The sequence below is a fragment of the Pseudomonas capsici genome (assembly GCF_017165765.1).
In the GTDB taxonomy this organism is placed as follows: domain Bacteria; phylum Pseudomonadota; class Gammaproteobacteria; order Pseudomonadales; family Pseudomonadaceae; genus Aquipseudomonas; species Aquipseudomonas capsici.
This window is the reverse complement of sequence record NZ_JAFGZD010000001.1, coordinates 537900-562016: the sequence shown is the minus strand read 5'-3', so window position 1 is coordinate 562016 and position 24117 is coordinate 537900. Positions and strand designations below refer to the sequence as shown.

The 24117-nt window shown below is 58.9% G+C and carries 23 protein-coding genes; 17 read left to right on the top strand and 6 right to left on the bottom strand.

Annotation, left to right across the window (positions count from 1 at the left end; translation table 11 throughout):
• The first annotated feature begins 65 nt into the window (after positions 1 to 65).
• The 9 genes from JSY17_RS02405 (at position 66) to JSY17_RS02365 (ending at position 11260) form a co-directional block, all read left to right on the top strand.
• Positions 66 to 455 (top strand): MerR family transcriptional regulator, encoded by a 390-nt coding sequence (locus JSY17_RS02405; protein WP_201012431.1) that lies wholly within the window; start codon positions 66 to 68, stop codon positions 453 to 455.
• Between the two features lie 41 nt (positions 456 to 496).
• A complete protein-coding gene (locus tag JSY17_RS02400; protein WP_201012430.1) occupies positions 497 to 1396 on the top strand; it encodes a hydroxymethylglutaryl-CoA lyase in 900 nt (299 codons plus the stop codon).
• 710 nt (positions 1397 to 2106) lie between these two features.
• Positions 2107 to 3270 (top strand): isovaleryl-CoA dehydrogenase, encoded by a 1164-nt coding sequence (locus tag JSY17_RS02395; protein ID WP_117180737.1) that lies wholly within the window; start codon positions 2107 to 2109, stop codon positions 3268 to 3270.
• Positions 3271 to 3285: 15 nt separating this feature from the next.
• A complete protein-coding gene (locus tag JSY17_RS02390) occupies positions 3286 to 4893 on the top strand; it encodes a carboxyl transferase domain-containing protein (RefSeq protein WP_206401345.1) in 1608 nt (535 codons plus the stop codon).
• A gap of 14 nt (positions 4894 to 4907) precedes the next feature.
• Complete coding sequence (locus JSY17_RS02385; protein WP_206401343.1) at positions 4908 to 5729, top strand: gamma-carboxygeranoyl-CoA hydratase; 822 nt, start codon at positions 4908 to 4910, stop codon at positions 5727 to 5729.
• Positions 5726 to 7690, top strand: coding sequence for an acetyl/propionyl/methylcrotonyl-CoA carboxylase subunit alpha (locus JSY17_RS02380; RefSeq protein WP_206401341.1), 1965 nt, complete (start codon positions 5726 to 5728; stop codon positions 7688 to 7690). The genes JSY17_RS02385 and JSY17_RS02380 overlap by 4 nt, the downstream gene beginning before the upstream one ends.
• Before the next feature lie 456 nt (positions 7691 to 8146).
• On the top strand, positions 8147 to 8692 hold the full coding sequence (locus tag JSY17_RS02375; RefSeq protein WP_206401339.1) for a DUF4880 domain-containing protein: 546 nt from the start codon (positions 8147 to 8149) through the stop codon (positions 8690 to 8692).
• 77 nt (positions 8693 to 8769) lie between these two features.
• Positions 8770 to 9906 (top strand): M14 family metallopeptidase, encoded by a 1137-nt coding sequence (locus JSY17_RS02370; RefSeq protein ID WP_206401337.1) that lies wholly within the window; start codon positions 8770 to 8772, stop codon positions 9904 to 9906.
• Between the two features lie 49 nt (positions 9907 to 9955).
• Complete coding sequence (locus tag JSY17_RS02365; RefSeq protein WP_206401335.1) at positions 9956 to 11260, top strand: leucine-rich repeat-containing protein kinase family protein; 1305 nt, start codon at positions 9956 to 9958, stop codon at positions 11258 to 11260.
• 19 nt (positions 11261 to 11279) lie between these two features.
• Here the strand turns inward: JSY17_RS02365 and JSY17_RS02360 are convergent, their stop codons facing one another.
• Positions 11280 to 11984: a YebC/PmpR family DNA-binding transcriptional regulator gene (locus JSY17_RS02360; protein WP_117167612.1), complete on the bottom strand. Its 705-nt coding sequence runs from the start codon at positions 11982 to 11984 to the stop codon at positions 11280 to 11282.
• A gap of 332 nt (positions 11985 to 12316) precedes the next feature.
• On the opposite strand from JSY17_RS02360, the gene JSY17_RS02355 reads away from it, so the two are divergent.
• Complete coding sequence (locus tag JSY17_RS02355; RefSeq protein WP_232849226.1) at positions 12317 to 14245, top strand: type VI secretion system Vgr family protein; 1929 nt, start codon at positions 12317 to 12319, stop codon at positions 14243 to 14245.
• Here the strand turns inward: JSY17_RS02355 and JSY17_RS02350 are convergent.
• Both JSY17_RS02350 and JSY17_RS02345 read right to left on the bottom strand, forming a co-directional pair.
• Positions 14232 to 15005, bottom strand: coding sequence for an enoyl-CoA hydratase (locus JSY17_RS02350; RefSeq protein ID WP_201012423.1), 774 nt, complete (start codon positions 15003 to 15005; stop codon positions 14232 to 14234). The two genes, JSY17_RS02355 and JSY17_RS02350, sit on opposite strands and share 14 nt — an antisense overlap.
• Positions 15006 to 15057: 52 nt before the next feature.
• Positions 15058 to 16263 (bottom strand): acetyl-CoA C-acyltransferase, encoded by a 1206-nt coding sequence (locus JSY17_RS02345; RefSeq protein ID WP_206401331.1) that lies wholly within the window; start codon positions 16261 to 16263, stop codon positions 15058 to 15060.
• A 151-nt stretch (positions 16264 to 16414) separates the two neighbouring features.
• Between JSY17_RS02345 and JSY17_RS02340 the strand changes: the two genes are divergently transcribed.
• On the top strand, positions 16415 to 16894 hold the full coding sequence (locus JSY17_RS02340; RefSeq protein ID WP_206401328.1) for an LEA type 2 family protein: 480 nt from the start codon (positions 16415 to 16417) through the stop codon (positions 16892 to 16894).
• A 3-nt stretch (positions 16895 to 16897) separates the two neighbouring features.
• On the opposite strand, the gene JSY17_RS02335 is transcribed toward JSY17_RS02340, so the two are convergent.
• Entirely contained in the window at positions 16898 to 17824 is a 927-nt protein-coding gene (locus JSY17_RS02335; protein WP_117180747.1) for a carbon-nitrogen hydrolase family protein, read from the bottom strand.
• Between the two features lie 83 nt (positions 17825 to 17907).
• On the opposite strand from JSY17_RS02335, the gene JSY17_RS02330 reads away from it, so the two are divergent.
• On the top strand, positions 17908 to 18813 hold the full coding sequence (locus tag JSY17_RS02330; protein WP_117180748.1) for a LysR family transcriptional regulator: 906 nt from the start codon (positions 17908 to 17910) through the stop codon (positions 18811 to 18813).
• A 2-nt stretch (positions 18814 to 18815) separates the two neighbouring features.
• On the opposite strand, the gene JSY17_RS02325 is transcribed toward JSY17_RS02330, so the two are convergent.
• Positions 18816 to 19070 carry a hypothetical protein gene (locus JSY17_RS02325; RefSeq protein WP_095068040.1) on the bottom strand — a complete coding sequence of 85 codons (255 nt, stop codon included), beginning with the start codon at positions 19068 to 19070 and terminating at the stop codon, positions 18816 to 18818.
• Between the two features lie 226 nt (positions 19071 to 19296).
• On the opposite strand from JSY17_RS02325, the gene JSY17_RS02320 reads away from it, so the two are divergent.
• On the top strand, positions 19297 to 19614 hold the full coding sequence (locus JSY17_RS02320; protein ID WP_025260067.1) for a DUF883 family protein: 318 nt from the start codon (positions 19297 to 19299) through the stop codon (positions 19612 to 19614).
• Positions 19615 to 19661: 47 nt separating this feature from the next.
• Here the strand turns inward: JSY17_RS02320 and JSY17_RS02315 are convergent, their stop codons facing one another.
• A complete protein-coding gene (locus tag JSY17_RS02315) occupies positions 19662 to 20018 on the bottom strand; it encodes a hypothetical protein (protein WP_117187182.1) in 357 nt (118 codons plus the stop codon).
• A gap of 401 nt (positions 20019 to 20419) precedes the next feature.
• On the opposite strand from JSY17_RS02315, the gene JSY17_RS02310 reads away from it, so the two are divergent.
• From JSY17_RS02310 to JSY17_RS02295, 4 genes are read left to right on the top strand one after another with little or no spacing between them, the layout of a single operon-like run.
• Positions 20420 to 21031, top strand: coding sequence for a paraquat-inducible protein A (locus tag JSY17_RS02310; RefSeq protein WP_404823071.1), 612 nt, complete (start codon positions 20420 to 20422; stop codon positions 21029 to 21031).
• Positions 21028 to 21642: a paraquat-inducible protein A gene (locus JSY17_RS02305; RefSeq protein ID WP_206401326.1), complete on the top strand. Its 615-nt coding sequence runs from the start codon at positions 21028 to 21030 to the stop codon at positions 21640 to 21642. The genes JSY17_RS02310 and JSY17_RS02305 overlap by 4 nt, the downstream gene beginning before the upstream one ends.
• A complete protein-coding gene (locus JSY17_RS02300) occupies positions 21635 to 23311 on the top strand; it encodes a PqiB family protein (protein WP_117181012.1) in 1677 nt (558 codons plus the stop codon). The genes JSY17_RS02305 and JSY17_RS02300 overlap by 8 nt, the downstream gene beginning before the upstream one ends.
• Positions 23308 to 23931 (top strand): PqiC family protein, encoded by a 624-nt coding sequence (locus tag JSY17_RS02295; RefSeq protein ID WP_206401324.1) that lies wholly within the window; start codon positions 23308 to 23310, stop codon positions 23929 to 23931. The genes JSY17_RS02300 and JSY17_RS02295 overlap by 4 nt, the downstream gene beginning before the upstream one ends.
• The last annotated feature ends 186 nt before the right edge of the window (positions 23932 to 24117 follow it).

Genomic DNA, 24117 nt, shown 5'->3' with positions numbered 1-24117 from the left:
CTGGCTTGACGTATACGTCAAGCCAGCCTTAGGTTAAACCAAAGGTTCCCCCGCCGAGCGCCTCCATGAACAGCCCGACCTACAGCATCTCCGACCTCGCCCGCGAGCTGGATATCACCACCCGCGCCATTCGCTTTTACGAGGAGCAAGGCATGCTCACCCCTGAAAGACGGGGCCTGGAGCGCATTTACTCGCCTCGCGACAAGGTCACCCTCAAGCTGATCCTGCGCGGTAAACGCATCGGCTTTTCTCTGGCCGAATGCCGGGAACTGATCGAGCTGTACGACCCTCACGGCGACAATCAGAAGCAGTTACACAGCATGCTGGGCAAGATCGAAGAGCGCCGTGGCCAGTTGGAGCAACAGCTTCTGGACATCAGGCAGATGCAACTGGAACTGGACACCGCAGAAGAACGCTGCCGAGCAGCTCTTGATAAATCTCTTAAAAATCAATGATATAAAACACAAACCTCAACAAAATATGAGGTACAACCGCCATGCACTTACCTCAACGCGTTCGTCTGGTGGAAGTCGGCCCCAGAGATGGCCTGCAAAATGAAGCACGCCCAGTGAGCATTCCGCACAAGGTGCAACTGATCGAGGACCTGTCAGCCGCAGGACTGAAACACATCGAGGCCGGCAGTTTCGTATCGCCCAAGTGGGTGCCGCAAATGGCCGGTTCTGCCGAAGTTTTTGCCCGTCTTCATCACCAGCCTGGCGTTACCTATTCGGCCCTCACTCCCAATCTGAAAGGTTTCGAAGATGCGCTGGCGGCTGGAGTTCGGGAGGTAGCGGTATTTGCTTCAGCCTCCGAAGCCTTTTCCCGGCGCAATATCAACTGCTCCATCAGTGAAAGTCTGGAGCGGTTTCTGCCGGTAATGGCGGCGGCGCATCTGCATGGCATCCGCGTACGAGGTTATGTGTCGTGCGTGCTGGGGTGTCCGTACGAAGGCAAGGTTTCACCCCAACAGGTGTCGTCCGTGGCCAACGAGTTGATCGCCATGGGCTGCTACGAAGTTTCCCTGGGCGACACCATCGGCATCGGCACACCCGCCGAAACCCGCGAGCTTTTCAATGTGGTTGCCGGACAGATTCCTCGGGGCAAACTCGCCGGGCATTTTCACGACACCTACGGTCAGGCGCTGGCCAATATCTACGCCAGCCTGCTGGAAGGCATCGCAGTCTTCGACAGCTCGGTCGCCGGACTGGGCGGCTGCCCTTATGCCCAGGGTGCCAGCGGCAATGTCGCAACGGAGGATGTGCTCTATATGCTGGTTGGCCTGGGCGTCGACACCGGCATCGATCTGGACCTTCTCATCGCTGCAGGCCAGCGCATCTGTACCGTGCTGGAACGCCGAAACGGATCGAAAGTGGCCATGGCCCGTATGCCCACCTGAGAAAGGTCATTGGTCGGCGAGCCGATGCGGCAACTTGTCACAGAGTGTTACCCTCACCGTCATGAGTTCAGCGAAAACGGGTAACACGGAAACATTCGGTGACTGACGGGCCAGGTCCCCAGCCACCAGAATCCTGCCAAAGCCCTGCTTTCAAAGGCTTTCACAAAAACTGGCACGGGTTCTGCTATATCTCCTGAACAACAAGAACAACAAAACGCAGCAATCCAATAAAAACAATACGTATCGGCTCTGACATAACAAGAACAACACGGACAGAGGCGCAGCTAACAGATTTTTTTGGAGTGGATAGCTTTCAGCGTCCTTCGCAAAAACGGAGGTACTCGCAACCAGGCAGAGAACAATAAAACTACCTTCAGGTAGCTCCGGAACTGGTTGGATCGACAAGATAAAAGCGATATCAGCGCTCAAAAAAATACGTTTGCTCTTGATCCCGAATGGGGGTCGCTCAAAAAAGATGTGAAGGGCCTGGTCGCCAAAAACAACAAAAGACCTCCCGAAAAATAAAAAAGAGCATACAAAGAAACCTTGAAGGGGAGCCCAGGCTCCCCTTCGTGCTTTCCGGCATTCCCATAATCGCCCCCCTCTCTTTCTCCTGTTCGCCCTCCGACATTGACACTTTGGCAATTACAGACTTACGTTAACGTAAAGGTCATAGCCAATCCGCCAAGAATAAAACTGGAGCGCTATTCATGATCTACCCCAGTCTGAACTTCGCCCTGGGCGAAACCATCGACATGCTGCGCGACCAGATCCAGTCTTTTGTCGCGTCCGAACTTTCCCCGCGTGCCGCACAGATCGACAGAGACAACCTGTTCCCGGCCGACATGTGGCGCAAGTTCGGGGACATGGGACTTCTGGGCATCACCGTCAGCGAAGAATATGGCGGCGCAGGCCTTGGCTATCTGGCTCACGTGGTCGCCATGGAAGAAATCAGCCGCGGGTCGGCCTCGGTCGCCCTCTCCTACGGTGCCCACTCGAATCTGTGCGTCAACCAGATCAACCGTAATGGCAACCCGGAGCAGAAAGCCCGCTACCTGCCCAGGCTGATCAGTGGCGAACATGTCGGCGCACTGGCCATGAGCGAACCCAATGCCGGATCGGACGTGGTGTCCATGAAACTTCGGGCAGATCGTCGTGGCGACCGCTTCGTACTCAATGGCAGCAAGACCTGGATCACCAACGGCCCGGACGCCCACACCTATGTGATCTACGCCAAGACCGACCTGGAAAAGGCCGCCCATGGCATCAGCGCCTTTATTGTCGAGCGTGACTGGAAAGGTTTCACCCGCAGCAACAAGTTCGACAAGCTCGGCATGCGCGGCTCCAATACCTGCGAGCTGTTTTTCGATGATGTCGAAGTCCCGGAAGAAAACCTGCTGGGACCGCTCAATGGCGGTGTGAAAGTCCTGATGAGCGGCCTGGATTACGAGCGCGTCGTGCTCTCCGGTGGCCCGACCGGGATCATGCAGGCCTGCATGGATGTGGTGCTGCCCTATATCCACGAGCGCAAACAGTTCGGCCAGAGCATTGGCGAGTTTCAGCTCATCCAGGGCAAGGTCGCTGACATGTACACCCAGATGAATGCCAGCCGCGCTTATCTGTATGCCGTTGCCCAGGCCTGCGACCGCGGCGAAACCACCCGCAAGGATGCCGCCGGAATCATCCTCTACAGCGCCGAACGGGCCACACAGATGGCACTGGATACCATTCAGATTCTGGGCGGCAATGGCTACATCAACGAGTTTCCGGCCGGTCGCCTGCTGCGTGACGCCAAGCTGTACGAGATCGGAGCGGGTACCAGTGAAATCCGGCGCATGCTGATCGGTCGCGAACTGTTCAACGAGACCCGCTGACCCTGGGAGTGCTTCATGACCATTCTGCACAGCCAAATCAATACGCGCTCTCCCGAATTCGTCAGCAACCACGCCGCATTGCTGGAACAGGTCAATGACCTGCGCCGCCTGCTGGCCAGGGTTCATGAAGGGGGCGGCAGCAAGGCGCAGGAACGCCACACCTCGCGAGGCAAGCTGCTGCCCCGCGAGCGCATCAATCGTTTGCTGGACCCCGGTTCGCCATTTCTGGAAATAGGTCAGCTCGCGGCCCATGCCGTGTATGACGAAGAGGTGCCGGCGGCGGGCGTAATTGCCGGCATTGGTCGAGTCGAAGGTGTGGAATGCATGATTGTGGCCAACGATGCCACGGTCAAAGGTGGCTCTTACTACCCGCTGACCGTCAAGAAGCACCTGCGCGCCCAGGCCATCGCCCAGCAGAACCGCCTGCCCTGTATCTATCTGGTGGACTCGGGCGGTGCCAACCTGCCACGTCAGGATGAAGTGTTTCCGGATCGCGAACACTTCGGGCGCATCTTCTTCAATCAGGCCAACATGAGTGCCATGGGCATCCCGCAGATCGCTGTGGTCATGGGCTCCTGCACCGCTGGCGGTGCTTATGTGCCAGCCATGGCCGACGAAGCGATCATGGTACGTCAGCAGGCCACCATCTTTCTGGCCGGGCCGCCTCTGGTGAAGGCTGCCACCGGCGAAGTGGTCAGCGCCGAAGACCTGGGGGGTGCCGATGTGCATTGCCGGACTTCCGGGGTGGCCGATCACTATGCAGAGAATGACGAACATGCCTTGGCGCTGGCCCGCCGCAGTATCGCCAACCTCAACTGGCGCAAGCAGGGCCAACTGAATGTCATCGCCCCCGTTGCGCCTCTGTATGCCAGCGACGAGTTATATGGTGTGATTCCCGCCGAAGCCAAGCAGCCCTTCGATGTGCGCGAAGTCATTGCGCGACTGGTGGACGGTTCGGTACTCGACGAGTTCAAGGCGCTTTTCGGCACCACACTGGTCTGCGGCTTTGCCCGGCTGCATGGCTATCCTGTCGCAATCCTCGCCAATAACGGGATTCTGTTCGCCGAAGCGGCACAGAAAGGCGCGCATTTCATCGAACTGGCCTGTCAGCGTGGTATCCCGCTGCTGTTCCTGCAGAACATCACCGGCTTCATGGTCGGCCAGAAATACGAAAGCGGCGGCATCGCCAAGCACGGAGCCAAGCTGGTGACCGCCGTGGCATGCGCCAGAGTGCCCAAGTTCACAGTCATCATCGGCGGCAGCTTCGGGGCCGGGAACTATGGCATGTGTGGCCGCGCCTATGACCCACGCTTCCTGTGGATGTGGCCCAATGCCCGGATCGGCGTGATGGGCGGCGAACAGGCGGCAGGCGTTCTGGTGCAGGTCAAGCGCGAACAGGCCGAGCGCAGTGGCCAGGCCTTCAGCGAACAGCAGCAGGCCGAGTTGAAACAGCCGATCCTCGATCAATACGAACATCAGGGCCACCCCTACTATTCCAGCGCCCGCCTGTGGGATGACGGCGTCATCGACCCGGCGCAGACCCGCGACATTCTGGCCCTGGCACTTTCAGCCTCGCTCAACGCGCCCATCGAACCCACCACATTCGGCCTGTTTCGCATGTAACCAGGGGATAGAGCATGACGTCCTTCGCAACCGTAACCCTGATCGAAGATCCACGCGGCTTCGCCACCCTCTGGCTCAATCGCCCGGAAAAGAACAACGCCTTCAATGCACAGATGATTCGCGAACTGATTCTTGCCCTGGACGCCGTGCAAGCCAATGCCAGCCTTCGCTTCCTGCTGATTCGCGGGCATGGCAAGCATTTCAGCGCGGGTGCCGACCTGAGCTGGATGCAACAGGCAGCGGATATGGATTACAACACCAACCTGGACGACGCCCGGGAACTGGCCGAACTGATGTACAACCTGGCCAAACTGAAAATCCCCACGCTGGCCGTGGTCCAGGGCGCGGCGTTTGGCGGCGCGCTGGGCCTGATCAGTTGCTGCGACATGGCAATCGGCGCCCAAGAAGCACAATTCTGTCTGTCGGAAACAAGAATTGGTCTGGCACCTGCGGTGATCAGCCCGTTCGTGGTCCAGGCCATCGGCGAACGTGCTGCGCGACGCTACACCCTGACTGCCGAGCGCTTCGATGGTGTACGCGCCCGTGAAATCGGCCTGCTTGCCGAGTGTTACCCCCTCGATGAGCTGGAAAACCAGACCCGAGCCTGGATCGACAATTTACTGCTCAACAGCCCCCATGCCATGCGCACCAGTAAAGACTTGCTGCGGGAAGTGGGCAGCGGGGAACTGACTCCATCCCTGCGCCGTTACTGCGAAAGCGCCATTGCCCGGATTCGCACCAGTGCCGAAGGCCAGGAAGGTTTGCGGGCCTTTCTGGAAAAGCGCCAGCCGTACTGGCAGACCTCTGCCGACAGACAAAAGGACTCGCAATCATGAGCACCCAGGACAAGCCTGTGCTGACCACACTGCTGGTTGCCAACCGGGGTGAAATCACCTGCCGCATCATGCGTACCGCCAGGCAACTCGGACTGACCAGCGTTGCGGTCCATAGCGCCATCGACCGCGAAGCCCGCCACAGCCGCGAAGCCGACATTCGGGTGGACCTCGGGGGCAGCAAGGCAGCCGAAAGTTATCTGCAGATCGACAAGCTGATAGCTGCCGCCCACTCCAGCGGCGCTCAGGCGATACATCCCGGCTACGGCTTTCTGTCCGAGAGCGCCGAGTTTGCCCGGGCCATCGAAAACGCCGGGCTGATCTTTATCGGCCCGCCCGCCTCGGCCATCGAGGCCATGGGCAGCAAGTCCGCTGCCAAATCCCTGATGGAGGCTGCCGGCGTTCCGCTGGTGCCCGGCTATCATGGCGCAGCCCAGGATCTCGACACCTTTATGGCCGCTGCCGAGCGCATCGGCTATCCCGTTCTGCTCAAGGCCAGCGCAGGTGGCGGCGGCAAGGGCATGAAAGTCGTAGAGAACGCCAGCGAACTTGCCGAAGCACTGGCTTCGGGGCAGCGCGAGGCTCAGGCCTCCTTTGGCGACTCGCGAATGCTGGTGGAAAAGTACCTGCTCAGGCCGCGCCATATCGAGATTCAGGTGTTTGCCGACCAGCATGGCCATTGCCTCTATCTCAATGAACGGGACTGCTCGATACAACGCCGCCACCAGAAAGTCGTCGAAGAAGCCCCTGCCCCCGGCCTGAGCCCGCAATTGCGCCAGACCATGGGCGAAGCCGCCGTCCGCGCAGCGCAAGCCATCGGTTATGTAGGCGCAGGCACCGTGGAGTTTCTGCTGGATTCCCGTGGCGAGTTTTTCTTCATGGAGATGAACACCCGCCTGCAGGTCGAGCACCCGGTCACCGAATACATCACCGGGCTGGATCTGGTGCAGTGGCAGATCAAGGTCGCCCTCGGCGAGGCACTGCCGATCACTCAAGAGCAAGTCCCCCTGAACGGGCACGCCATTGAAGTACGCCTGTATGCCGAGGACCCGGAAAACGACTTTCTGCCCGCCACCGGCACTCTCGATCTCTATCGCGAGCCCCTTCCCCGTCCGGGCTGGCGGATCGACAGCGGTGTCGGCGAGGGCGACAGCATCTCGCCGTTCTACGATCCCATGCTGGGCAAACTGATTGCCTGGGGCGAAAACCGCGAAGAAGCACGCCTGCGATTGCTGGCCATGCTCGATGAGTTCGCAGTGGGCGGTGTAAAAACCAATCTGGCCTTTTTGCAACGCATCATTGGCCATCCGGCCTTTGCTGCCGCCGAACTGGATACCGGTTTCATCCCTCGCCATCAGGAACAATTGCTACCTGCCACAAGCGAATTGACCGACGAGTTCTGGCAGGCCGCCGCCGAAGCCTTTATCCAGAGCGAACCATCGCGTATCCGCCCGGACGACCTGCACTCGCCATGGAGCTCGAACACAGGCCTGCGCTTCGGGCTGCCCGATCAGATCGATCTGCACCTGCAGTGCAAGGAGCAAACGAAAGTTGTCCGCCTGCGCCGAAGCAGCGAAACCCTGTTGCAGTGGAGCGGCGAGCGGCTGGTCATGGAGAACAATGGCATCCGTCATCAGCATCTGGCCATCCGCCAGAACGGAACGCTGTATCTCAAATGGGAAGGTGAAATGCATGCCATCAGGCGCATGGACCCCATCGCAGCCGCCAACACCAGTGAAACCCGGCAAGGCGGCTTTACCGCCCCCATGAATGGCAGCATCGTGCGCGTGCTGGTGCAAGCGGGTCAGCAGGTTGAAGCCGGTACACAACTGGTGGTGCTGGAGGCCATGAAAATGGAGCACAGCATCCGCGCCGCACAGGCAGGCGTGGTCGCGGCATTGCACTGTCAGGAAGGAGAAATGGTCAGCGAAGGAACATTGCTGGTAGAGATGCAGGACGTGTAATGCCCTATCCGGCTCGCACAAGACGGTATCAGAGCAGAGGGAGATTATTTATTTCAATGGATGCAGGAAAAACATTTGACTTGCAAATGATAATGATTATTATTGCATCAGCTGGTCGCGAGACTGGCGGATAACCCAGGAGTCTTAGGTCGACTCCCGGATTATCTCCTCATCAGGCTAATCACGGTTTTTGACCCGGCTTTTTGCCGGGTCTTTTTTTGGTTTTTTTCGCTGCTTCAGGCTAATGAAGTCTTTATGTATCTGAATGGCGCGGATCATAGCAAAACAATATCGATCAGGGTCATAAATTTTAGCTCCACCTTTCATTAAAAATAGTAATTGTTGTCACTTTTCACTTGAGAATGATTCTCGAATTCACTAGCCTGACCCTGGTCACGGATGACAGCACTCACCTCACAGGGAAGATTTCCATGGAAGATCAGCGAGCGATACATCATGAGTAGCCAGCTCTCTCCTCTGTTGCATCTGCCCACCCGGCAGCCCGATGCCCCCGCAACCCCACAGGCCGTCGAATTGAGCCGCAGCCTGGGCAGGCTTTCTCGCCGCCGCCAGCAGATATTCCTGCTCAGCCGCCTCGATGGCGTTGCCTATGCCGAAATCGCCACATTTCTGGAAATCGATCTGGAAAAGGTCGAGCGCACCATGTTCCGGGTGCTGCAACACGCTTACAAGCATGCAGAAAATCCAGCCGACTTCCCCGGTGAGCAGGCTCAGGAACAGGCCAACCGCTGGTATGTCCACCTGCAAAGCCCGGCCACCACTGCCAGCCAGCGCATCGAGTTTCGTCACTGGCTGGACGCCGATCCGGCTCACCTGGCAGCTTTCCAGACCAGCGAACGCCTGTGGCGTCGCCTGCAAGCCCCCGCCGCCCTGCTCGGCAGTTCAGGCTGGCATCGCCGCAAGCGCCGCACTTATATGGCCTGGTGCCTGTTCACCGCATTCGTCTGCGGCCTGGTGATGACGGCTGAAACATTCTCCTGAAAGCTCATGGCATTCAGGTCGTCATAAAGACGGTCGATCGGTGTAAAGTACGAGCCTTACGTACACAGGAATACACCGTGGCCCTCACCATTCGTGCCGACTTCGACAGCGGCAATATCCAAGTCATCGATGCCAGCAATCCGGCCCGTGTCGAACTGGCAATCGCGCCCGACACCCAAAGCACTCACTTTCAGTGGTTCCACTTCAAGGTCGAGGGCCTGAACGTCGGTCAGCCACACGCTTTCAGCCTGACCAATGCCAGCGAGTCCACTTTCAATCGTGCCTGGAGCGGCTACAACGCCGTAGCCTCCTACGATCATCGGAACTGGTTTCGTGTGCCTTCGAGCTTCGATGGCAAAGCCCTGAACTTCAGTATTGAGCCCGGCGAGCCGCAGATCTGGTTCGCCTATTTCGAGCCCTACAGCCGTGAGCGCCATGACTGGCTGATCAAGCAGGCCCTGGAAAAGACCGGTGCCGAGCTGCTGGCAACCGGCAAGAGCGTCGAAGGCCGGGATATTCAACTCCTGCGCAAGGGCGATGGTGCCGAAGGCAAGCGCAAGATCTGGATGATTGCCCAGCAACATCCCGGCGAACATATGGCCGAGTGGTTCATGGAAGGCCTGATCGGACGTTTGCAGGAGCAGGACGATCCAGTCATCAAGAAACTGCTGGAAACGGCGGATCTGTACCTGGTGCCCAACGTGAACCCGGACGGCGCGTTTCATGGCCACTTGCGCACCAACGCCCAGGGCAACGATCTGAACCGCGCCTGGCAGGACAGCACGACAGAGCAAAGCCCGGAAGTGTTTTTCATTCTTCAGCAGATGGAAAAGCATGGCGTGGACATGTTCATCGATGTCCATGGCGATGAAGAGATACCTTATGTATTCACCGCCGCCTGCGAAGGCAATCCAGGCTACACCCGGCAACAAGAGCAACTGGAAGAGCACTTCCGTCGCCGTCTGAGTGAAATCACCGTCGACTTCCAGACCCGGTATGGCTACCCGCGCAGCGCTCCCGGCCAGGCCAACATGAAGCTGGCCTGCAACAGCGTTGGCGAACGCTTCAAGTGTCTGTCACTGACTCTGGAAATGCCCTTCAAGGATAACGACGACGCCCCGGATGCAAGAACCGGCTGGTCAGGCAAGCGTTCCGGCCAGTTGGCCAGGGATGTGTTGACCGTGACCTCGGAAATGGTGTCGATCCTGCGCTGACCACACAACTCCGCCCGATTGGCTCCTACCTCATTGGCTGAAACGACTCATGCACACCCTCGCAGACCTGCGTGCCGGCAAGCTGGCTGGCATCACCCGGCTTGACCTGTCTTGCGGCCTTACAGAGTTTCCACGGGAAATCTTCGACCTGGCCGACTCGCTGCAAGTGCTCAATCTCAGTGGCAATGCGCTTGATCGCTTGCCCGACGATCTGTGGCGGCTCAAACACCTGCAAGTGCTGTTCGTATCCGACAATCTGTTTACCGAGCTACCGGCATGCATTGGCCAGTGCCAGCAATTGCGCATCGTCGGCTTCAAGGCCAACCGGATCAGCCATGTCCCGGCGCAGTCACTGCCCCCTCGCCTGCGCTGGCTGATCCTGACCGACAACCAGATCCCGTCGTTGCCCGAGGAGCTGGGACAGCGCCCGGAACTGCAAAAACTGATGCTGGCGGGCAATCGCTTGCAGAGCCTTCCGGCCAGCCTTGCCAACTGCCACAAGCTGGAACTGATCCGCATTGCCGCCAACCGGTTGAACGAGCTGCCAGACTGGCTGTTGCGACTGCCGGCCCTGGCTTGGCTGGCCTATGCGGGCAATCCGCTGTGCCCCGAGCGTGAAGAGCAATCCGTCCGACAGATTCCCTGGGAACAACTGAGCATTCAGCAGCGCCTGGGTGAAGGCGCTTCCGGGATTATCCAGCAAGGCACATGGCAGAACGGGAATCACAGCGAAACGGTTGCCATCAAGCTCTACAAGGGTGATGTCACCAGCGATGGATCGCCGCTCAATGAAATGGCGGCCTGTATCGCAGCAGGCAATCATCCGAATCTGATCGAGGTATCGGGGCAGATTACCGGGCATCCCCAAGGGCAACTGGGGCTGGTAATGCAGCTGATTGCACCGGACTTCGTGAATCTCGCCGGACCGCCAAGCCTGGACTCCTGCAGCAGAGACATCTACCCGCCCCAGACGCGCTTCTCACCCGAAACGTTGCTGAATCTGGCTCGCTCCATCGCCTCGGTCACGGCGCATCTGCATGCCTGCGGAATTACCCATGGCGATCTTTACGGCCACAATATTCTGCTGCGCAGCAATGGCGACAGTCTGCTGGGGGATTTTGGAGCAGCTTCATTCCACCCTTCGGCTGGCCAGGGTGTAGCGCTGGAGCGCATCGAGACACGGGCTTTCGGAATATTGCTGGGAGAATTGCTGGAACGTTGCGAATCAGGACCGCAGGATGGTCCACTCATGGAGCGTTTGCAGGGGCTGCAAGCGCGCTGCGTACAGGCCGAAGTCGGGAAACGACCGGCACTGCAAGAAGTGTTTCAGGAGTTACAAGCGTGGGCTGTCTGAAACAGCCCACGCAGACGGATCAGCCCGCCAGACCTACATAAACGTTCTGCACGTCGTCGTGGCTGTCGATGGCTTCCAGAAAAGCTTCGACTTCGGCCATCTGTTCGTCGCTCAGGCCGTCGACGGTGCTTTTCGGACGGTAGCCCAGTTGCGCCGACTGCACGGTAAAGCCGAACTCGGGCAGTTTCTTGCACACGGCGTCCATGTCGGTAGGCTCGGTCAGGAACAGGGTCGCGCCCTCTTCACCCGCTTCGCAATCCTGGGCACCGGCTTCGATGGCCGCCTCATCGGGATCGGCATCCGGTGAAGTCGGGACGGCTTCGATCATGCCCTGATAGAGGAAATCCCAGGAAACCGAACCGGCGGCACCCAGTTGTCCCTTGCGGAACAGCACGCGGATTTCCGAAACGGTACGGTTGATGTTGTCGGTCAGGCATTCGACGATCACCGGCACCCGATGCGGAGCAAAGCCTTCGTAGGTCAGACGCTCGAAAGTCACGCTATCGCCCAGCAGGCCAGCGCCTTTCTTGATGGCGCGCTCCAGGGTTTCACGGGGCATCGAGGCCTTTTTCGCCTGCTCGACCACCAGACGCAGACGCGCGTTCATGTCCGGATCGGCACCTGCGCGCGCAGCGATCATGATTTCCTTGGACAGCTTGCCAAAAACACGCCCCTTGGCGTTGGCTGCCGCTTCTTTATGCTTGACCTTCCACTGTGCGCCCATGTGTGCTCTCTTGATCCGATTGCGCCTTGCCGCCTGGCTTGCAGGCAAGCAGGCCGCAGGAATGGCAAAGCGCTGAAAAAATGGTTACCGATAATGACGCGCCTGAGACGCCGGGCGCATTTTATACGCGATAGCGTCAGATGAAACCCCCGAGATCGAACAACAGTTCTGTGTACATCGGAATTCCCTGATGGCAATTACCAGGATCACGCATTGCCTTGTAGTCCTTTTCTGAAAAAACCTGCAACGATGCCCTTGAGGCTTTTCATTTCGTACCCTTCGCAGCCTGAACTTCATGGTGAGAGAGCCCGCGAATGTGCGAAGACCCGCAAATGCCAATATTTCTGGCGATTGCCGACTGCCAGATGGATCTGCATGTCATCAGCTTTACCGGCCTGGACGCCTTGAACGAAGTCTATCGTTTCGACATCGATCTGATCTGCAGCGACCCTCACCTGGACTTTGCCAGCCTCCTGAAACGCGATGCCTTCCTGAATTTCGGGCCAGAGCGTGCCGGTGTGCATGGCCAGATCGTCCATGTCAGCCAGCAATATGCGGGGACTTGCCTCAGTCATTACCGGGTCAGGCTGATGCCACGCCTGCAGATGCTTGCTCAACGCCAGCAACGGCGGGCCTATCATGACCTCAGCGCGCTTCAGTTGATTGCCCGGCTGCTTGAGGAGCATGGCATCGAAGAAAATGCCTACCGTTTCGAGACTATCGGTCTGTATCCGGCACGCACGCTATGCGTGCAATACGATGAAAGCGACCTGCACCTGCTGCAACGCCTGTGCGAAGAAGAAGGCATTCATTTTCGCTTCGAGCACAGCCTTGTCGGCCATCAACTGGTATTTTCCGATGACCCGGCATGCTTTCCGGAACAGCCGCAGCCCATGCGCTTCGGGAAAAACGATGATCAAGCCTCTGCACAACCCGTCATTACCCATCTGACCGAATGCCTGTCGATATCACCCGGCTACAGCAGTCACACCGTACACCGGCATGGTGCTGCTCCGCTGACGGCACTGTCCCCCACCGACACGGTGGGCAATACCGGCATCAACCAGCCTTTCGAGGAGTCCATCGCCTCACGCCCAAAAAACCATGAAGAAGCCTTTCAGCGACAGCGCAGCGCCCGCAGACTGGAACGTCTGCGTTGCGAGCGACGACACATCATCGGCGGCAGTAGCCAACCTGCCCTGCACAGCGGCCAGGTCATTCAGGTGCTCGATCACCCCGAACCGACACTCAATGATCACTGGCTGCTGACCGAAGTGCAGCATACAGGCATGCAGCGTCATCTCATGGAAGGCTTCGATCCTCACGACATCACCGCCATCGTCAACCTCTCTTCGTCCTCAGGCACAGACAAGCTCGATGACGGCTATCGCAATACTTTCCGGGTCATCCCCTGGGCCATGCCCTTCCGTCCACCTCTGAAACGGCACAGGCCTATGGCCAGCGGTTATCAGACGGCAACCCTGATGGACTATGGCGAAATCGATGAACAAGGTCGTCTGCCCATCCGCTTTGACTGGCAGACTCTGGCGCAGCCAGCGTCCAATACCCGCCGCTGGCCCCTGGCACGGATTGCCCGGACCGGCGAATCGGGCCTTGACAAGGTGCAGCCCGGGGCCAGGGTATTGATCCGTCATCTGAACAACGACCCGGACCGACCGGTGATCTGTGGCCTGCTACCCGGCAGCGAGATCAATCCCCAGCCACGCATCCAGCTCGATGGCACGCCACTGGACCCGGAGGCCGAGAGCATTCGCCTGGGCAGCGGGCAACGCTTGCACATCGACACCCGTGAAGACCTGATCCTGCATGGTTCACAGGGCGCCTTGCAGATCGCAGCCCAGGGTATTTCCATCATCGGGCCGCGCACCATGAAAGCTTCGCCCCCCGAACAACAGGATGCCAGCGCATTGAAGCTCACCGATCTGCGCCTGACGCAAAAGCCGGGCCTGCAGGGCGCACCGCTGGCCAATCGCACCTGGTACATCGTGCGTATGCCCAAGCCCGGTCTGGAACATCTGGCGCACATCGAACCCGCGGACTTTCTGTTCGAGGGCAAAACCGATGAATGGGGTTATCTGGGCCTGAGCCAGGAACAATTGCAGCAACTGGCGGCGCATTACAACAAGACGCCCGGCAGCCTGTGCCTGGTCCACCCCGGCCAGTGCATCAGGCTGCAGGATTACATCCAGCAGAACTGGACCGAGCAGCAGCGCCGGGCATTCATGCTCAGCGGTCTTTGAAACTGGCCGCCCGCTTCTCGACGAAAGCCTGCATGCCTTCTTTCTGGTCCTCGCTGGCAAAGACGGCATGGAAAACCCGTCGCTCGAAGCGAACGCCTTCGGCCAGGCTGACTTCAAATGCACGATTGACGCTTTCCTTGACCATCATCGCGACCGGCAGGGATTTATCGGCAATCACGGCAGCGACCGCCAATGCCTCGTCAAGTAATTGTTCGGTGGGCAGAATCCGTGCGACAAGGCCTGCGCTCTCGGCTTCACGGGCATCCATCAAACGACCGGTCAGGCACATTTCCATGGCCTTGGCCTTGCCCACCGCTCGCGTCAAGCGCTGGGTGCCGCCCATGCCGGGCAATACGCCCAGGTTGATTTCCGGCTGACCGAACCGGGCGTTTTCTGCTGCCAGAATGAAATCGCACATCAGGGCCAGTTCACAGCCACCGCCCAGAGCAAACCCTGCCACAGCGGCAATGACCGGCTTGCGCCGCGCCGCAATCCGGTCGCTTTGGGCGAAAAGATCATCGAGATAGATCTGCGGATAGGTCAGCCCGGCCATTTCCTTGATATCGGCTCCCGCAGCAAATGCCTTGCTGGAACCGGTGAGCACGATACAACCGATATCAGGGCTGCGTTCAAACTCATCCAGAATCTGATTCAATTCATCGATCAGTTGAGCATTCAGGGCATTGAGCGCCTGAGGACGGTTCAAGGTAATCAGACCGACCTTACCTCTAACCTCTCTTGATACTGTCTCGTAACTCATTGATATAAATCCACTATTAACAATCAACTTGGAGAGGCGAGTTCATTCACCCCTACATCAACTCCACAGCCATGGCAGTGGCTTCACCACCACCGATGCAGATTGCAGCCACACCACGCTTGAGCTGTTTACGGCGCAATGCCGAGAGCAAGGTGACGATAATCCGCGTCCCCGAGGCCCCCACCGGATGCCCCAGGGCGCAGGCGCCGCCGCTGATATTGACCTTGTCGTGATGCAGTTCGAGACGGCTCATGGCCGCCAGTGGCACCACGGCAAAGGCTTCATTGATTTCAAACAGGTCCACATCATCCACCGACCAGCCGGTCTTGCCCAATAAACGGGTAATCGCCCCTATGGGTGCGGTGGGAAACAGGCCGGGAACATCGGCAAAAGCGGCATGGGCATGAATCTTCGCCAGTGGGGTCAGACCACGGCGTTGCGCTTCGGAGTGACGCATCAGCAACAGGGCTGCAGCACCGTCGGAGATGGAACTGGAGTTGGCCGCGGTCACGGTTCCCTCGTCACGGAAGGCAGGCTTCAGAAGCGGAATCTTTTCCAGTCGCGCCTTGGGTGGCTGCTCGTCGTGACTGATCACTCGCTGTTCCTTGCCCACCGTCACCTGCAAAGGCACGATCTCGGCATCGAAATGACCTTCGGCGATGGCTTCCTGAGCGCGCGTCAGGGAAGCCATGGCAAAGGCATCCTGCGCCTCGCGGCTGAAGCCGTTCATCTGGGCGCAATCCTCGGCATAGGTGCCCATCAACCGGCCTGGCTCGTAGGCATCTTCAAGCCCATCGAAAAACATATGGTCCAGGACCCGCCCATGACCCATCCGGTAACCACTGCGGGCGCGATCCAGCAGGTAAGGCGCATTGGACATGCTTTCCATGCCGCCTGCGATAACCACGCTGGCACTGCCGGCCAGCAGCAGGTCATGAGCCAGAATGGCGGTCTGCATGCCGGAGCCGCACATCTTGTTGACGGTGGTGCACAGGGCCGAAGCGCTCAACCCCGCCCCCAATGCCGCCTGACGCGCCGGCGCCTGTCCGAGCCCGGCCGGCAACACACAACCAAACAGGACTTCTTCGATGTCCTGCGGATCGATACCCGCCCGCTCCACAGCCGCACGAATGGCCGCCGAACCCAGTTGCGGCGCGGTGAGGCTTTTCAGATCTCCTTGAAAACCGCCCATTGGTGTACGGGCGGCACTGACGATGACGACTGGATCGTGAGGCGGTGTCTTGTTCTCGATGGACATGGCAGATTTCCAGAATGCTGTTGTTATTGGAATAGCAGAAATCATCGATTTTTGTAGATTGCCAGACAAAGGTCGCAGCAGCAGAATCTCCGGCAGAGCCTGCGGTCTGAGCCACTATTGCAAACACTGCCTTTTTTGGGAGGCCCAGAGAATGCCATCACCCACACTGCGCAGCCTGCTCGTCGGCCTGATGATTCTGGCCTTGAGCGGCTGCGCGCTGTTTGCCAGCCGCGACCCGGTCAATATCAATGTGGTGGGGATAGAGCCCTTGCCCGGTCAGGGTCTGGAAATACGCATGGCAGTCAAGCTGCGCCTGCAGAATCCCAATGAAACAGCCATCGACTACAACGGCGTGGCGCTGGATCTGGAAGTCAATGGCAAATTGCTGGCCTCGGGTGTCAGTGACCAGCGAGGCAGCATCGGGCGGTTCTCCGAAACCGTTCTGGTCGTGCCGGTGAGCATTTCGGCTTTTTCGGCGCTGCGCCAGGCTGTAGGGCTGACCCAGACTCAACGTCTGGACAACCTGCCCTACACCCTGCGCGGCAAGCTGGCAGGTGGTGTATTCGGCACCGTGCGCTTCAGGGACAGCGGCACCCTGAGCCTGCCGCAGCCCACCACTGGCGACTGGTAGCACTCAATCCGTGATGAAGCGCACACCGGGCTTGGAGCGCTCATCCACCACCAGCTCGAAGACATCCGGGCGTGAGTAATGCCCCACCACATCGAAGTCATAACGTGCCTTGACCAGTTCATCGACATCGATTTCAGCCACCAGCAACCCCGCTTCAGCAATCAGCGGACCGGCCAGCACATCGCCCATCGGCCCGACAATCACGCTGCCCCCATTGATCAGCGGACGCTCGGCAGGCCAGTTGGCAACATCGATACCCAGCGCTTGCGGGGATGGCTGCACCTGACAGGCGCTGATCACGAACATCCGGCCTTCATGGGCAATATGGCGCATCGAGCATTGCCATATTTCACGCTCGTCCACCGTCGGAGCACACCAGATCTCCACCCCCTTGGCATACATCGCGGTACGCAGCAACGGCATGTGATTTTCCCAGCATACGGCTGTCCCCAGACGCCCGGCACGGCTCGGGACCACAGACAGGGTCGAGCCATCGCCCTTGCCCCAGATAAGCCGTTCAGTACCGGTCGGCATCAACTTGCGGTGTCTGGCGACCAACCCGCCTTCAGGCTCGAACAACAGCACTGTGCAATAGAGACTGCTGCCGGAGCGCTCGATAACGCCCAGTACCAGACTGGCCCCTGTGCGGGCCGAGAGTTGTTCCAGCACACGGGTTTCATCGCCTGGTACATCGATGGCGTTCTCGAAGTAACGGGCAAAGGCCTCACGCCCCTGAGGCAGACGGTAGCCCAGTTGAGTGCCAAAGGTTTCGCCCTTGGGATATCCCCCGAGCAGCGCTTCCGGCATGACCACCACCCGGGCACCGGAATCGATGATGGCCTGCTCGTAGGAAAGGATCAGGTCAAGGGTGTCTGCCTTGCCACCCGGCAAGGCGCCGATCTGCAAGGCTGCAACGATGGATCTGGACATGGCGAGTCTCCGTTGGCGATGAATGTTGCCAATTCTCGACCGGACGCCCAACATTGATAAAGCCCATCTCAGTGCTTAATGATATGAATACCATGAATATCAGTACGATCGATCTCAATCTGCTCAAAGTCTTTGAAGCATTGCACGATGAGTCCAGCGCCAGCCGGGCAGCCTTGCGCCTGGGCGTGACTCAGTCAGCCATCAGTGCGGCCTTGCGGCGTCTGCGAGAACTGTATGGCGATCAATTGTTCGTGCGCACCGGACGCGGTCTGGCCCCGACCCTGCGGGCCGACCAGCTCAAGCCCGTGGTCAGCGAAGCCCTGAACAAATGCCGACAGAGCCTGGCGATGGTGACAACGGCCCCGGGAAATTACGAAGGACGCTCGGTGGTCATCGGTCTGTCGGATGACTTTGAAATGGCTCTGGGCCAGCGCCTGATGACAGCGGTCGGTATCCGGGCTCCGAGGTTGCGGCTGATATTCCGGCAGACCCACAGCCAGATCGTCGCGACAGCCCTGCTGGACCGCACCATCGACCTGGCGATTGCCTCGGGAGGTTTCGCCAATCGTCTGCTGACCCGCAGGGTATTGGGGGAAGGCGATTATTCGTGCCTGGTTGATCCGGCCAGCCTGGAACCTGGCCAGACGCAACTGAGCATTCAGGAGTTCATCGAGCGCGAGCAGATCCTGATTTCATCCGGTGGGCTGATCGGCATGGTCGATGAGGGGCTGGCCAGTCTGGGCCTGAACCGCCGGGTCTGTGCATCGACCACGCATTTCGCGGCATTGCCTTATCTGCTCAAGGGCACACAGGCATTATCCACCATCCCTACGCACGCTGCGCAGGCGATTGCGCAACTGACCGACCTTGTCCTGTTGCCCTGCCCCTTGACCATGCCGCGTTATCCGATAGAGCTGGGCTGGCGCACCGGCTCCCAGCCGGACCCGGCGGTGGACGCCGTGCGTGAAGCCATTATCGGGCTGTTCTGAAATTACCTGGCGGCGGCCATGAGCCGGTTCACTTCACTGCGAACCATGTTGGCGTACTCCGGCGGGCTCATGGCGTCCAGTTCGGAGCGAACCCATTCCGACCACTTGCCCTTGCGCTTGGCTTTCTCCCCCATCAGCCGGGCCGCGTCACCCTTGGCCTTGCCCAGATTGCTCTGCCAGAGTTCAAACAGACGGGACTTTTCATCCTCGATGGCAGCACGTTCGGGAAGAGACCGGTTGGCCAGATTGAAACTCATAACGTTCACCTACTACCTACGACTAAAAACGCCTGCATCTTACACCCGTCGGCCAAAAACTGCCGCTGGCTTCGCAGGAACGGCGCGCTGTTCATCTGCCCTTCGCGACTTATACCGGAGGAACGAATGGAAGCGGGTTGAAGGTCGGATACTTGTGCAATTGCAACTTTCCGCAACACTCAAGACTCCATTGAGGAACACTGCCATCAACTGAAAGGAAAACATCATGGCTCGTAAAACCGCTGCGCAAAACACTGCCGATCAGATCAAAGACCAGGCATTCAGCGAATTGCAGGCTCTGATCGAAGAATCAGACAAACTGCTCAAGGACAGCGCCGCACTGGTTGGCGAAGAAGCGGAGACCCTGCGCGCGCAATTGAGCCTGAAGCTCAGGCAGGCCCTGGATTCGGTATCCAGCGTACGCGAACGCACCAAACCGGTGGTCGAAGCTACTGAAACCTACATCGGCGGGCACCCATGGCAGACCGTGGCCATTTCTGCCGGATTCGGTCTGGTAGTGGGCTTGCTGCTGGGACGTCGTTGATGCATGGCTGCGCTGCCAGTCCACGCTGGCAGCGCAGCCCGGACAGATTACTGATTGCGCTCGATGACCACGGGCGCAGCCAAACGATGGGATTTGGCAACCTTGGCCAGCAGGCCGACGCGCTGCTCTTCTGCCAGTTCCGGGCTCTGGAACGGGCCAATCAACAATTGCTGCTTGCCGTCGATCGTGACCACGACCGGCGCATACCCCCGCTCAAGCAACCAGGCACTGATATCGCTGACTGCCTCTCTGGAGTTCATCTGAATGAACCACTGCGGCGTGGCCGCCTGCGGAGCCTGAGACACCGGCTCAGCCTTGTCGCGGGCCGATGGCCGAGAGTTTCCTGCATCGCATCCGGCCAGCACCAGCGTCAGCGCTGCCATTATCATTACCGTCTTGCGCACGTAAGTCTGCTCCTTGTCTGAAGTGGCGCGAGTCTAGCACTACTGGACCGGGGCATGAGCCGCTGTGTCGAGGTGACGCAGGGCGTTTGGACAGGTATTGATACACTGTCCGGCGCTACAGGGCAGACCGGGCATGAGGCCGGGCACCACTTGCCATCGTGTAATGAAATGTTTCTTCATGCAGCCCTGCAAACAACCGGACAATTACCGGCTAATGGCGCAATGATATGGGAACGACAATCCATGGCCGTGGTCAATGCTTCAACCTTGCTACTTACACAGAACAGTTGTTTACACAGAAAAATATGCCGTAATGCCATTAACGAGGTATCTTCCCGTCCTCGTTTTTTTTCAACCCGGCAAATCCTGCATCAACGGCGTCGATGACCACTGTGCATTCCATGAAACCTCTGTCGGACCTGATCATCTGCGAGCACTGCGACTCGCTGTATGAAGCCACGCCCCTGAAGGCCGGCGAATCGGCGCATTGCCTGCGCTGCAAGGCGCTGCTGGGCCGGGGCCATCGCCTGACCATCGAGCAGTTGCTGGCTCTGACCATTGCCGCCGCACTGCTGTTTCTGTTCGCCAATTTCTTTCCGGTGATCAGTATCAGCATGAAAGGCCTGACCAACCAGGTGACCCTCTGGGAGTCGGTGGAAGCCCTGGCACAGGGACGTATCACCATCATTGCCCTGGTGGCCGGGCTGTCGATCATCCTTGCTCCGCTGTTGCAGATCGCCCTGCTCTTCTGGGTGCTGCTGCACGCTCATCGCGGCGTCATTGCCCCTGGCTTCAAGACCTGCATGCGTGCACTGGAGCATTTGCGCCCCTGGAGCATGCTGGAAGTGTGCATGCTCGGGATTCTGGTCGCCATCATCAAGCTCTCGGGGATGCTCGATGTGCATCCCGGTCTTGGCTTGTGGGCCATGGCAATGCTGATGGTGCTGATCCTGCTGATCGCCAACAAGGATATCCGCCGCCTGTGGGATGAACTGGGAGTCCAGCCAGGATGAACGGCATTCCTTTCGCCCATGAACAGCGCTTGTGTCTGTGCCATACCTGCGGCTACGCCTGCCCGGAAGATGTCCACCACTGCCCGCGCTGCGATTCGCCCGTACATCGACGCAAGCCCAACAGCATTGTCCGGACCTGGGCGTTCCTGATTGCCGGACTGATTTTTTACGTGCCGGCCAATGTGCTGCCCGTGATGTACACCATCATGCTGGGCAACAGCAGCCAGAACACCATCATGAGCGGTGTGATCGAGTTCTTCAAAAGCGGGTCATGGGATATTGCCCTGCTGATTTTCATTGCCAGCGTCGTGGTGCCCTGCATCAAGTTCCTGGTGCTGGGCATGCTTCTGGTCACCTGTCAGCGACGCAGTCGCTGGGCAATGCTGGAGCGTGCGCGGCTTTATCGTTTTATCGAGCTGATCGGCTATTGGTCGATGCTCGATGTGCTGGTGGTTGCGCTGGTGGCCTCCCTTGTCCAGTTCCGTGAACTGAGCACCATCGAGCCGATGATCGGCATCCTGTTTTTTGGTCTGGTAGTGGTGATGACGATGTTCGCCGCCATGAGTTTCGATCCCCGGCTTATCTGGGACGCAGAGGTTGAAGATGTCTGAGAATACCGCCCCCCCTTCGCCGCTACTTCGTCCCGAGGTCAAGCAGCGTCGCATGCGCGTGTCACTGATCTGGCTGGTGCCGATCGTTGCCGGTCTGATCGGCCTGTCCATGGCCTTCCATGACTGGATGAACATAGGCCCGCGCATCACCATCAGCTTCCAGACTGCCGAAGGCCTGGAAGCCAACAAGACTCAGGTCAAGTACAAGAACGTGGTGATCGGCATGGTAACGGACATCACCCTGAGCGAAGACCGTACTCATGTCCTGGCAAAGGTCGACCTCAATAACACGGCCACGCCTTTCACCCGGGTCGACAGCCAGTTCTGGGTCGTGCGACCACGTATCGGAGCCCATGGCGTATCCGGTGTCGACACCTTGCTGTCGGGCGCATTCATTGGTGCCGATGCGGGCAACTCGCAGGAAACCAAGAACGACTTCACCGGCCTTGAAACCCCTCCTCCGGTGACATTCGGCGAAAAAGGCAAGCGCTTCACCCTGCACACCGACGACCTGGGCTCTCTGGACATCGGCTCTCCGGTCTATTACCGCCGCATTCAGGTCGGTCAGGTGGTGGCCTACGAGTTGTCCCAGGATGGCAAGGGTGTCGACGTCCAGATTTTCATCAATTCCCCGAACGATCAGTACATCACCACCGACACACGCTTCTGGAATGCCAGCGGCGTGGACGTGAGCGTCGGTACTGCGGGCCTCAAGATCAATACCCAGTCGCTGACTTCGATCCTGTCCGGCGGTATCGCATTCCGCGAGCCGAACTGGAGCCCGGAATCGAAGCCCGCCGACGAGAACGCCGAGTTCAAGATCTTCGATGACCAGGCCACGGCCCTGGCCCCGCCTGACGGCGAACCACGCTACATCCGCATGCGTTTCAACCAGTCGCTGCGCGGTCTGGCCGTCAATTCCCCGGTGGACTTCCTGGGCGTGAACATCGGCAAGGTGGTGTCGGTGGATCTGGATTACGACCCGAAAACCGGGACCTTCCCGAGCATTGTCGGCGCCGTTATCTACCCCAACCGCCTGGGCGCTGCCGAATCCAAACTGCGCCAGTTGGGCGGTAGCGGCGACGAAGAAGAACAGTCGGCCAGAATTCTCAATGCCTTCGTCAATAACGGGCTGCGGGCACAGGCTCGCACCGGCAACCTGTTGACCGGGCAGTTGTACATTGCGATGGAGTTCGATCCAAAGGCGCCGAAGGTAACCTTCAACCCCAAGGCCAGACCTCTCGAGATTCCTACCGTACCGGGTAACTTCGACAAGCTGCAGGAGCAGTTGCAGGCATTCGTCGACAAGCTCAGCAAAGTGCCGATCGATGAACTGGCCACCAACCTCAATGGCAACCTGACCGAACTGCAGAAGACCCTCAAGCAGGTCAATGGCAGCGTCTTGCCGCAAATGCGCGGCACCTTGCAGCAGGCGGAAAAAACCCTGAGCAGCGCCAACGACACGCTGGGTGAAGACTCTCCAGGTCGTCAGCAACTGACCCAGGCCATGGAAGAAGTGCAGCGCACTGCCCGCTCGGTACGGGTATTGACCGACTTCCTGAGCCGTCATCCTGAAGCGCTGATTCGCGGTCGCAGCGGCGACGCAGCTCCAGCCTCATACAAAGCGCCGTCTTCGTCCCGTGCAATCGATCTGGAGCCAAAACAATGACCTTGCGCCTTAAACTGTTGGTATTGGCTGCTGCGCTGGGCCTCGGAGCCTGTTCCTCGACACCGACCCGTTACTACACGCTGATCGCGCCCATGGACTCCGCCAGCGCGCCAAGCGCACAGCCCGCGCCGTTCCAGTTCGAGATGCTGCCGGTGCTGATGCCCGTGCAGGTGGACCAGCCTCCTCTGGTCGTGCGTCAGGGCGATGGCAGCCTGGAAATTCTGGATACCGAGCGCTGGGGCTCGCCTTTGGGCGACGAATTCCACGATGCCCTGACCGCGCAGCTGGAGCGCCGCTTCGGTAGCCGCGACATGGCCGGACTGCCAAAGGACAGCGCTCTGCCGGTCCTTTCATTGCGCACCGATGTCAGGCGTTTCGAGTCCGCACCCGGAAATTATGCGCTGATCGATGTGGTCTGGAGCCTGAGCCTGCGCAATGCAGGTGCAAGCTCGGGCAGCAAGCGTCTCAACCTGACCTGCAGCAGCGTGATCCGCGAGTCGGCAGGACTGGGCATGGAGAACCTGATCCTTGCCCATCAGAAGGCCGTCGAGAAACTGTCGAAGAAAATTGCCAGCACCGCACAGAACTGGGTGCAGCATCCCACCTCACGCTGCCTCTGAAAGCGACTGGAAGGCCCCGTAACAGGGGCCTTTTCAATTATTTCAATTTTGTAACAAGCATGATCCTGCGAACATTTCCGATCAGAACTCATATACAAAAGTACAAATCGGTATAAAAAAGTTCCAAAGCCTTCATAACGCCATTACACTCCAAGAGTTGTGAAAATGATATTTAGCAGCTCCTTG

Excerpts from the sequence above, each read along its gene's own strand:
- JSY17_RS02405 (WP_201012431.1), top strand. The coding sequence starts at position 66 with ATGAACAGCCCGACCTACAGCATCTCCGACCTCGCCCGCGAGCTGGAT.
- JSY17_RS02400 (WP_201012430.1), top strand. The coding sequence starts at position 497 with ATGCACTTACCTCAACGCGTTCGTCTGGTGGAAGTCGGCCCCAGAGAT.
- JSY17_RS02395 (WP_117180737.1), top strand. The coding sequence starts at position 2,107 with ATGATCTACCCCAGTCTGAACTTCGCCCTGGGCGAAACCATCGACATG.
- JSY17_RS02390 (WP_206401345.1), top strand. The coding sequence starts at position 3,286 with ATGACCATTCTGCACAGCCAAATCAATACGCGCTCTCCCGAATTCGTC.
- JSY17_RS02385 (WP_206401343.1), top strand. The coding sequence starts at position 4,908 with ATGACGTCCTTCGCAACCGTAACCCTGATCGAAGATCCACGCGGCTTC.
- JSY17_RS02380 (WP_206401341.1), top strand. The coding sequence starts at position 5,726 with ATGAGCACCCAGGACAAGCCTGTGCTGACCACACTGCTGGTTGCCAAC.
- JSY17_RS02375 (WP_206401339.1), top strand. The coding sequence starts at position 8,147 with ATGAGTAGCCAGCTCTCTCCTCTGTTGCATCTGCCCACCCGGCAGCCC.
- JSY17_RS02365 (WP_206401335.1), top strand. The coding sequence starts at position 9,956 with ATGCACACCCTCGCAGACCTGCGTGCCGGCAAGCTGGCTGGCATCACC.
- JSY17_RS02360 (WP_117167612.1), bottom strand. The coding sequence starts at position 11,984 with ATGGGCGCACAGTGGAAGGTCAAGCATAAAGAAGCGGCAGCCAACGCC.
- JSY17_RS02355 (WP_232849226.1), top strand. The coding sequence starts at position 12,317 with ATGCCAATATTTCTGGCGATTGCCGACTGCCAGATGGATCTGCATGTC.
- JSY17_RS02350 (WP_201012423.1), bottom strand. The coding sequence starts at position 15,005 with ATGAGTTACGAGACAGTATCAAGAGAGGTTAGAGGTAAGGTCGGTCTG.
- JSY17_RS02345 (WP_206401331.1), bottom strand. The coding sequence starts at position 16,263 with ATGTCCATCGAGAACAAGACACCGCCTCACGATCCAGTCGTCATCGTC.
- JSY17_RS02340 (WP_206401328.1), top strand. The coding sequence starts at position 16,415 with ATGCCATCACCCACACTGCGCAGCCTGCTCGTCGGCCTGATGATTCTG.
- JSY17_RS02335 (WP_117180747.1), bottom strand. The coding sequence starts at position 17,824 with ATGTCCAGATCCATCGTTGCAGCCTTGCAGATCGGCGCCTTGCCGGGT.
- JSY17_RS02330 (WP_117180748.1), top strand. The coding sequence starts at position 17,908 with ATGAATACCATGAATATCAGTACGATCGATCTCAATCTGCTCAAAGTC.
- JSY17_RS02325 (WP_095068040.1), bottom strand. The coding sequence starts at position 19,070 with ATGAGTTTCAATCTGGCCAACCGGTCTCTTCCCGAACGTGCTGCCATC.
- JSY17_RS02320 (WP_025260067.1), top strand. The coding sequence starts at position 19,297 with ATGGCTCGTAAAACCGCTGCGCAAAACACTGCCGATCAGATCAAAGAC.
- JSY17_RS02310 (WP_404823071.1), top strand. The coding sequence starts at position 20,420 with ATGAAACCTCTGTCGGACCTGATCATCTGCGAGCACTGCGACTCGCTG.
- JSY17_RS02305 (WP_206401326.1), top strand. The coding sequence starts at position 21,028 with ATGAACGGCATTCCTTTCGCCCATGAACAGCGCTTGTGTCTGTGCCAT.
- JSY17_RS02300 (WP_117181012.1), top strand. The coding sequence starts at position 21,635 with ATGTCTGAGAATACCGCCCCCCCTTCGCCGCTACTTCGTCCCGAGGTC.
- JSY17_RS02295 (WP_206401324.1), top strand. The coding sequence starts at position 23,308 with ATGACCTTGCGCCTTAAACTGTTGGTATTGGCTGCTGCGCTGGGCCTC.